We start from the raw sequence: 3,319 nt of genomic DNA, 5'->3' as shown, positions 1-3,319 counted from the left end.
TCGTGGTTTATTCCACGGTTTAAAACAACACAGCTGAAAGTATGGGCGGCCATCCCTTATCTTGCCTATTTCGTTTTATAACCTTTAGGCATGCATCAAAATCAGGATGGCCAATCAATAAGAAAGTAACTAAGGGCGCATGGCGGATGCCTTGGCTCACTCAGGCGATGAAGGACGCGATAAGCTGCGATAATCCGCGGGTAGGTGCAAATAACCATTGATCCGCGGGTTTCCGAATGGGACAACCCGTATGTCTTAACGACATTCATCCACATTAATTGTGGAGGCCAACGGAGGGAACTGAAACATCTTAGTACCTCCAGGAAAAGAAAATAAATTAATGATTCCCCCAGTAGTGGCGAGCGACCGGGGAACAGCCCAAACCGTCCGGGTCTTAGGCTCGGTCGGGGTAGTAGGACCGCGTCGTTGCACTTTAATTTTGAGTGGAACCGGCTGGAAAGCCGGGCCATAGCGGGTGAAAGCCCCTTACACGAAAAGATTAAAGGCATAGCGGTATCCTGAGTAACGCGGAGCACGAGGAATTCTGCGCGAATCCGCCGGGACCATCCGGCAAGGCTAAATACTCGAGTGAGACCGATAGTGTACCAGTACCGTGAGGGAAAGGTGAAAAGCACTTCTACAAGAAGAGTGAAATAGTTCCTGAAACCATGCGCCTACAAGCGGTCGGAGCGTGTATATACACGTGACGGCGTGCCTTTTGCATAATGAACCTACGAGTTACCATCACCGGCGAGGATAAGTCTCATGAGAGACGCATCCGCAGTGAAAGCGAGCCTGAATAGGGCGAAATATAGTCGGTGGGGGTAGACGCGAAACCAAGTGATCTACACATGTCCAGGTTGAAGTCCCGGTAACACGGGATGGAGGACCGCACCAATAAGCGTTGAAAAGCTTCTGGATGAGGTGTGTGTAGGAGTGAAAGGCCAATCAAACTTGGAGATAGCTCGTACTCCCCGAAAGGCATTTAGGTGCCGCGTGCGATGATCCGCGTGAGAGGTAGAGCGACCGATAGGTCGAGAGGGCTTCACCGCCTGTCAAGACCTGACGAACTCCGAATGCTCACGCGCCGCAGTCGCGCAGTAAGGGGGCGGGTGCTAAGGTCCGTCCCCGAGAGGAGAAGAATCCAGACCGTCGTCTAAGGTCCCGGAATTCTGCCTGAGTTAGTCTAACGAAGTCTGGTCCCCGTGACAGCCAGGATGTTGGCTTGGAAGCAGCCATTCATTCAAAGAGTGCGTAACAGCTCACTGGTCGAGGGTCCGGGCATGGATAATAATCGGGTATAAGGCAGATACCGAAGGCGCGGGATAGCAAATAATAAAAGTATCGGTAGGGGAGCATTCCATCGGCGTAGAATGCGGGGGTTGACCCCCGCTGGAGCTTATGGAAACGCAAATGTAGGTATAAGTAACGACAAGGAGGGCGAGAACCCCTCCCGCCGTAAGTCTAAGGTTTCCCGGGCAATGCCAGTCATCCCGGGGTCAGTCGGGTCCTAAGCCTCAGCCTAATGGCGAAGGCGATGGTCTAAACGGTTAATATTCCGTTACTTCCTTTTGGAGCGATGTGGTGACGGAGCAGTGAAACGGCCGCGGGGCGACGGAAGTCCCCGTTGAAGAGTGTAGGCGTAGACATGGGCAGGCAAATCCACCCATTGAGCCGACCTTGATAGTATGGATTTCCCTTCGGGGCGATCCAATAGCGCCGGTAATCATACTCCCAAGAAAACCCGCTAAGCATATCCATTGGGAACCCGTACCGCAAACCGACACAGGTAGACGGGTAGAACATACTAAGGCGTTGAGAGATTCATGGTTAAGGAACTAGGCAAACTGACCCTGTAACTTCGGGATAAAGGGTCCTCGTAATTTACGAGGCGCAGAGAATAGGTCCAGGCAACTGTTTAACAAAAACACAGGGCTGTGCTAACACGAAAGTAGATGTATACAGCCTGACACCTGCCCGGTGCCGGAAGGTTAAGAGGAGAGGTCATCCCATTTGGGTGCCGCCTTGAATTGAAGCCCCGGTAAACGGCGGCCGTAACTATAACGGTCCTAAGGTAGCGAAATTCCTTGTCGGGTAAGTTCCGACCTGCACGAATGGTGTAATGATCCGGACGCTGTCTCGACCATGATCTCAGTGAAATTGTAGTATCGGTGAAGATGCCGATTACCCGCGATGGGACGAAAAGACCCCGTGAACCTTTACTATAGCTTAGCATTGACCTTGGTCATCCGATGTGTAGGATAGGCCGGAGGCATTGACGCGGTCGCGCCAGCGGTCGTTGAGCCATCCTTGAAATACGGCCCTTTGGCTGTCTGAGGTCTAACGCGCTAATAGCGCGGACACTGCTTGGTGGGTAGTTTGACTGGGGTGGTCGCCTCCAAAAGCGTAACGGAGGCTTCCAAAGGTGCCCTCCGGCCGATTGGTAACCGGCCTTATAGAGTGCAATGGCATAAGGGCGCTTGACTGGGAGGCAGACATGCCGAGCAGGCAGGAAACTGGGGCATAGTGATCCGGTGCAAGTGTATGGAAACTGCATCGCTCAAAGGATAAAAGGTACTCCGGGGATAACAGGCTGATCCCCCCCAAGAGCTCATATCGACGGGGTGGTTTGGCACCTCGATGTCGGCTCGTCACATCCTGGGGCTGGAGAAGGTCCCAAGGGTTGGGCTGTTCGCCCATTAAAGTGGCACGCGAGCTGGGTTCAGAACGTCGTGAGACAGTTCGGTCTCTATCTATCGTGGGCGCAGGAGTTTTGCGTGGTGCCGTCACTAGTACGAGAGGACCGTGATGGACAGACCTCCGGTTTACCGGTTGTGCCGCCAGGCGCACCGCCGGGTATCTGAGTCTGGTATGGATAAGCGCTGAAAGCATCTAAGTGCGAAGCCTTCCGCAAGATAAGAACTCCATAGAGGGTCGTCGCAGACGACGACGTTGATAGGGCGCAGGTGTAAAGACAGCGATGTCAAAGCCGAGCGCTACTAATTGCCCGAACGCTTTCTTGGCCTGGTCCATGTCATATCTTATGTTTATGGATTAAAGGCAATTTTGGCCCATGTTTTCAGTTGTGGCTTTGTTCGCCACGGTTTCAGCTTGTGTGAATACGTCACCCATACGCGGGTTTACATGACGCGGATGTTAACGCTTGTCGTTGTTTTTTGTATGTCATGCAGCCAGCGAAGAGATATCAGGTGGTTATTGCGGCGGGGTCCCACCTCTTCCCATTCCGAACAGAGAAGTTAAGCCCGCTTGCGCCGATGGTACTGCAATGCAATGCGGGAGAGTAGGTAGCCGCCTTTTT

2 rRNA genes are annotated in these 3,319 nt (G+C 53.0%); both read left to right on the top strand.

Features of this window, described 5'->3' with window-relative positions:
- Positions 1-119: 119 nt before the first annotated feature.
- A 23S ribosomal RNA gene (locus C7379_RS12365) occupies positions 120-3,023 on the top strand.
- A gap of 182 nt (positions 3,024-3,205) precedes the next feature.
- A 5S ribosomal RNA gene (rrf, locus tag C7379_RS12360) occupies positions 3,206-3,318 on the top strand.
- Position 3,319: the final 1 nt, after the last annotated feature.

It is taken from the genome of Hallella colorans (assembly GCF_003096815.1).
GTDB classification, from domain to species: domain Bacteria; phylum Bacteroidota; class Bacteroidia; order Bacteroidales; family Bacteroidaceae; genus Prevotella; species Prevotella colorans.
Note: the sequence above shows the minus strand (reverse complement) of the source record. Positions and strands in the feature narration are given on the sequence as shown.